Annotated in this window: 5 protein-coding genes; 2 read left to right on the forward strand and 3 right to left on the reverse strand. The window is 33.1% G+C overall.

Annotated features, from left to right (window positions below):
• Together EZH24_RS14050 and EZH24_RS14740 are read left to right on the forward strand one after the other, a co-directional pair.
• On the forward strand, nt 1-865 hold an 865-nt coding region (locus EZH24_RS14050; RefSeq protein WP_236847106.1), incomplete at its 5' end, for a hypothetical protein.
• A gap of 61 nt (nt 866-926) precedes the next feature.
• Nucleotides 927-1,439, forward strand: a complete 513-nt coding sequence (locus tag EZH24_RS14740) for a hypothetical protein (protein WP_137998406.1) — start codon at nt 927-929, stop codon at nt 1,437-1,439.
• A gap of 189 nt (nt 1,440-1,628) precedes the next feature.
• On the opposite strand, the gene EZH24_RS06980 is transcribed toward EZH24_RS14740, so the two are convergent.
• The 3 genes from EZH24_RS06980 to eno all read right to left on the reverse strand — a co-directional run bounded on the left by EZH24_RS06980 (nt 1,629) and on the right by eno (nt 5,092).
• A complete protein-coding gene (locus EZH24_RS06980; protein WP_137998407.1) occupies nt 1,629-3,374 on the reverse strand; it encodes a class I SAM-dependent methyltransferase in 1,746 nt (581 codons plus the stop codon).
• Nucleotides 3,375-3,393: 19 nt separating this feature from the next.
• Nucleotides 3,394-3,843: a bacteriohemerythrin gene (locus EZH24_RS06985; RefSeq protein ID WP_137998408.1), complete on the reverse strand. Its 450-nt coding sequence runs from the start codon at nt 3,841-3,843 to the stop codon at nt 3,394-3,396.
• A 127-nt stretch (nt 3,844-3,970) separates the two neighbouring features.
• On the reverse strand, nt 3,971-5,092 hold the full coding sequence (gene eno / locus EZH24_RS06990) for a phosphopyruvate hydratase (RefSeq protein WP_336596091.1): 1,122 nt from the start codon (nt 5,090-5,092) through the stop codon (nt 3,971-3,973).
• Nucleotides 5,093-5,114 lie beyond the last annotated feature (22 nt).

The following is a 5,114-nucleotide window of genomic DNA, read 5'->3' on the forward strand; positions in this document are numbered from 1 at the left end:
AATGAAAAACATTAAAAAATTTCTTCTAACAATGGCAATGACGATGGCGCTCGGAACATCGGCATTTGCGGCGAGCGGTTTCGAGTTTTTACTTCAAGCGCCTTTTGGAATGAATGTCGGAATCCCTAAAAGCACTAAAGGGTTGCGTATAGTTAATGAAGGAAACCCGCCTATAGGAGCAGATGTTGGAATTGAGGCTCAAATCGGTTATATGTTCCAAGTCAAAGAAAGCTTCGCAATAAGCGCGTTGGCTGAATTGGGCTACAGTTGGGATTTATACGGTTTTGACAACAACACAGACTATAATAATATGCCTGTTAATTTTATGGGCATAAATTTGAGCGCCGACATTAGATACGATATTAAATGCAGAATGTCGTTTAACAGTTTCAAAATCGGACTGATTCCTAAATTCAATATCGGACTCGGCGATAATGGAACGATTGCTATAGGAATTGGCGGAGGAGTTAAAATTCCAGGTTCTGGAAAAGTAAAAATAACGACTACAGGGAAAGCCTCCGCCGAGCTGCCTTTTTTAGGAAGGCAGGAAATCGGATTTAATGACGAAAGAAGTATCGACATTAAAAGAAAAGATATAACGGACACATTTACTCCATCCGTTATCGGCTATTTGAGAGTGACGCTCGATTATTATCTATTCTTTACGGACAATATAGCTATGAATTTCGGTTTGTATGTGGGCGGAGCTTTTGGTCCTACGGTTAAAAATTTAGGAATCGTTTCAAGAATAGCTGGAATACCCGAATTAGAGGATTTTTCGCCTCAAATCGAAGCTTCAAAACTTGGAGCGAACGCTTTTGAGATTGGGCTTCAATTAGGATTTAGATATGGACCGAAAGCGTAAAATAAAAAACATATATTTATTTATAATTTTAAATTAATTTTATTTAATAAAGGAGATATCAATGTATAATTTCAAAAAACTTTTTACCTACATGGTTGTAGGAGCTTTGATTTTCGGCTTAATCTTGAGCTGTAAAAATAACGACAAAACGGGAAGCGGCGCTGGAGAAGGCGGAGTCGGCACGGAAATTCCAGACGATTCTGGTAGTGGTTCAGGTTCTGGCAGCGGTTCGGGTTCTGGGGACGGTTCTGGCGGAGACTCTAACACTTTTAAAGTTTCATCTATCGTAGGAACTTGGAATGCGGCTACAGCGGAAAGTCAAGTAAAAAACTTTACGGTAACCTCCGATGGTAAAATAACTTTTACCGTTGAAGCTTTAAAAAGCCAAGTTTCTCTTACTATAGATAGCTGGAATGCCGATAAAGATAAACAAGTCGAACAATATGAAAAAACTATAAGTGGAAAAGTTATGGTTATGGATGTTCCTTTTACATTCACATTCAAAAGCGCAAATAGTTGCCACTTGTCTGCGAAAGTAATGAGCTATACTGTAGAAGAAGATTTTACAAAATAATAAAATTTTAAATTTATAAAAACGATAAGATAAGAAAAAGCGTCATATTCAATGTGGCGCTTTTTTATTTATATCGTCATTGCGAGACTTCGCCACCGAAGGTGTGCCTTTGGCAAGAAGTCGTGGCAATCCAAATAAATAGATTGCTTCACATTCGTTCGCAATGACAACCTTTTTTTCAATGACTATCTAATCTTTTTTATATACGCATTCAAAAGTGTCGCCTAAATTATATTTTTTAGCGAATGAATTATACAAATTTTTTGAAGTTTTATTTTCTTTTAAGAATTTCAAATTAAAAATATCGCAAAATCTGTCATAATAAACGCTTTTGTTTTTCAAATGAATTCTTTTTAGAGAATAGTTTTTTAAAAATTTATTCAAAGCTTTAGGATTGGTTTCAAATGCATGGTCGCACGGAACTATCTTAAAGTAATTTTTATTAAACTTTCCGCTTATTCCGTTTCCGTTGGGCATGGCAAAAGCGAATATTCCGCCATCTTTAAGAGAGAATAAAATATTTTTTAAGAGTTTCTCAAAATCGCATATATGCTCCAAAACATACCAAGCCGTTATTATGTCGTATTCTTTTTCCTTATATTCAAAATCGAGCAAAGAAATATTATGAACATACAAATTAAGATTATTGACGCAGTAATTTGCCGCATATTCGCTTATTTCTATTCCTTCCGTTTCGTATCCGTTTAACGAAGCCTCTTTCAAAAAAAATCCCATCGCCGAACCCAAATCTAATATTTTTCCAGCGGGCTTAATATTCTTTATTATTTCCAAACGATTTTTTGCAAGCGCTTTCAAATTCTCTTCGTCTTCTTCGTAGGTTTTTCCGTATTGATTTTTATAATCTTCGATAAAATATTTTGAAGAATAATCGGTTGAAACGGGAAGAAAATATTTTCTGAATAAAGAATTGCATTTTTTGCATTTATATAAATTCGATTCATGGTTTCTGTTTTTTAATTCTATATTTTTTGATTTACAAAAAGCGCATTCTATACTTTGAAAATCTTCAATATTGTCAATTATAATTTTTATTCTTTCAATAGATTTTTCCGTATCTATATTTTTAGAATTTTCTTTATATTCGTTTTGCAAATCAAAATCAAAAAGAAAATTATTTATTTTATTAAAAGCCTCTTCGATATTTATATCTTCAAAAAATCCCAAATTAAAAAATATATCGCCGCATTTTTCTCCCAAATCGTTATGATATTTTGTAGGAGATAATAAAATCACGGGAATTTTAGCTTCTATGCATTCAAAAGCGGTAAGTCCGAAATAAGTTATAACCGCAGAATAAGGATTTTCAAATATATCGGGCGAGAATTTTTTTGATATTATATTTTCGTTTTCGTTTTGCGATTCTATAAATACAAATTTTTTATTTTCTATTTTGGATATTATTTGAAAAGCTTTATTTTTCAAATCGTTATTAAATCCCAAATAAACGAGAATCGGAGCTTCGCTGTCGTATCGAGGTTTTATATTCGAGTTAAGAACTGTCGCTAAAAAAGGTTTTATATTAACCAAATCAGAGTTATCTAAATTTGGCAACATTTCTATAACTATATCGGCAAATTTTCTTTCCTCTCCAACGCTGTCCACAATTATAACGGGAGATATTTTTTTTAATCTTTTTATATATTTTTTATCAACTTCTCTACAGTCTACTATTATCAAATATGGATTTATTTTTTTTATTTCGTCAAATTTGCAAGTTTCTACATTTAGATTTAAATTTGATTTAAAAAATAATTCGCTTTTCTCATTAATTGAAGAAAATATGAAATCGTAAAAAAAGTTAAGTTTATTTGCAATAAATTTCATTCGAGTAAAATGCCCAAATCCGTATATTCCGTTTATATCGGTTATGACGCATATTTTTTTTTTATTTTTGTTTTGAATTTCGTTTTGCATGTTTTGAATTATTAATATTTTATTTTTTTTCTTCCGCTTTCATTTTTTCGAGTATTATTTTAAGTTCGTCTACAAATGCTTTATCCTCTCCCATAATATGACTAAAAAGCCAATCTCTCAAATAGATTATAAAATCTCCCATATCGACATTTTCGCCGTTTGTATATTTTATAACCTCTTCCAAAACCTTGCTTGAAAATTCTCTATGTTTTGAAATATGCTCTTTAAAGAATTTGTAATGAACCGCTTTCATTATTTTTTCTTCGGTTGCAAAATGATATGTGGCGTAATCCACCGTCCTTTTTAGAATGATTTTAAATTTATCATTAACTTCTGGAATCGACAAATCTCCGTTTTCCGCCGCCGCATGCAAATCGTTTATTATATTAATAAGTTCTCTATGTTGGTCGTCCACTCTTTTATAGCCGACTTCAAATTTTTCGCTCCATATTATCCATTTATTTTCCATAGTTATTTCCCCTTACCAATAAAATAAACTAATAAAGATTATAATAAAAAACAAAACCTACTTCAAATGTTTTTTTATTTGAAATAGGTTCGTTTATATTTTATATTCAATAAATCAATAAAATAAATTATTTTAAATTTAAATTAAAGAAAGCTTTTTTACCCAAATAAACTGCTCTATTTCCCAATTCTTCTTCTATTCTCAAAAGCTGATTATATTTCGCTATTCTATCGCTCCTCGATGCGCTTCCAGTTTTTATCTGTCCCGCATTTGTGGCGACAACTATATCGGCTATTGTGGTGTCTTCCGTCTCGCCCGAACGATGCGATACGACAGAAGTGTAATTATGAGTTTTCGCAAGTTCGATTGAATCCAAAGTTTCGGTTAAAGAGCCAATTTGATTAACTTTTATAAGTATGGAATTAGCGACTCCTTTATCGAGTCCCATTTGAAGTCTTTTAACATTCGTAACAAATAAATCGTCTCCGACTAATTGAACTTTTTTGCCCAATTTTTCGGTTAAGATTTTCCATCCTTCCCAATCGTCTTCGGCAGTAGCGTCCTCGATTGAAATTATAGGATAATTGTTAACCAAATGAGCGTAAAAATCAACCATTTCGTAAGAAGTAAGCTCTCTTTTGTCCGACTTTTTGAAAACATATTTCTTTTTATCTTTATCGTAAAATTCACTCGAAGCTGGGTCCATCGCAATGCATACATCGTCATAAGGTTTGTAGCCTGCTTTTTCTATTGCCTGCATTATAACTTTTAAAGGCTCTTCGTTGTCTTTCAAATCTGGAGCAAATCCGCCTTCGTCTCCAACCGTTGTGCTTAAACCTTTATCATGAAGAATATTTTTCAAATTGTGAAAAACTTCAGCCACGCAACGAATTCCTTCTTTGAAAGTGGGAGAACCGACAGGCATAACCATATACTCTTGAAAGTCTATTGGAGCGCTTGAATGCGCGCCTCCGTTTAGAATATTAGCCATAGGAACGGGCAAAGTTTTGGCGTTAGTTCCTCCAATATATCTATATAAAGGAATGTCTAACTCGTTAGCCGCAGCTTTCGCAACCGCAAGAGACACTCCCAATATAGCGTTTGCTCCAAGTTTTCCCTTGTTTTCAGTTCCGTCAAGCTCTATCATCGTTCTGTCGATTTCAACTTGTTCCAAAGCGTCCATATCGATTAATTCGTTGCAAATAATTTCGTTTACATTTTCAACGGCTTTTTGAACGCCTTTTCCCAAGCCGTTCCTTTATTTATTCCGT

Source organism: Brachyspira catarrhinii (assembly GCF_005518285.1).
In the GTDB taxonomy this organism is placed as follows: domain Bacteria; phylum Spirochaetota; class Brachyspiria; order Brachyspirales; family Brachyspiraceae; genus Brachyspira; species Brachyspira catarrhinii.

Coding starts and splice junctions, on each gene's coding strand:
- EZH24_RS14740 (WP_137998406.1), top strand. CDS start 927: ATGTATAATTTCAAAAAACTTTTTACCTACATGGTTGTAGGAGCTTTG.
- EZH24_RS06980 (WP_137998407.1), bottom strand. CDS start 3,374: ATGCAAAACGAAATTCAAAACAAAAATAAAAAAAAAATATGCGTCATA.
- EZH24_RS06985 (WP_137998408.1), bottom strand. CDS start 3,843: ATGGAAAATAAATGGATAATATGGAGCGAAAAATTTGAAGTCGGCTAT.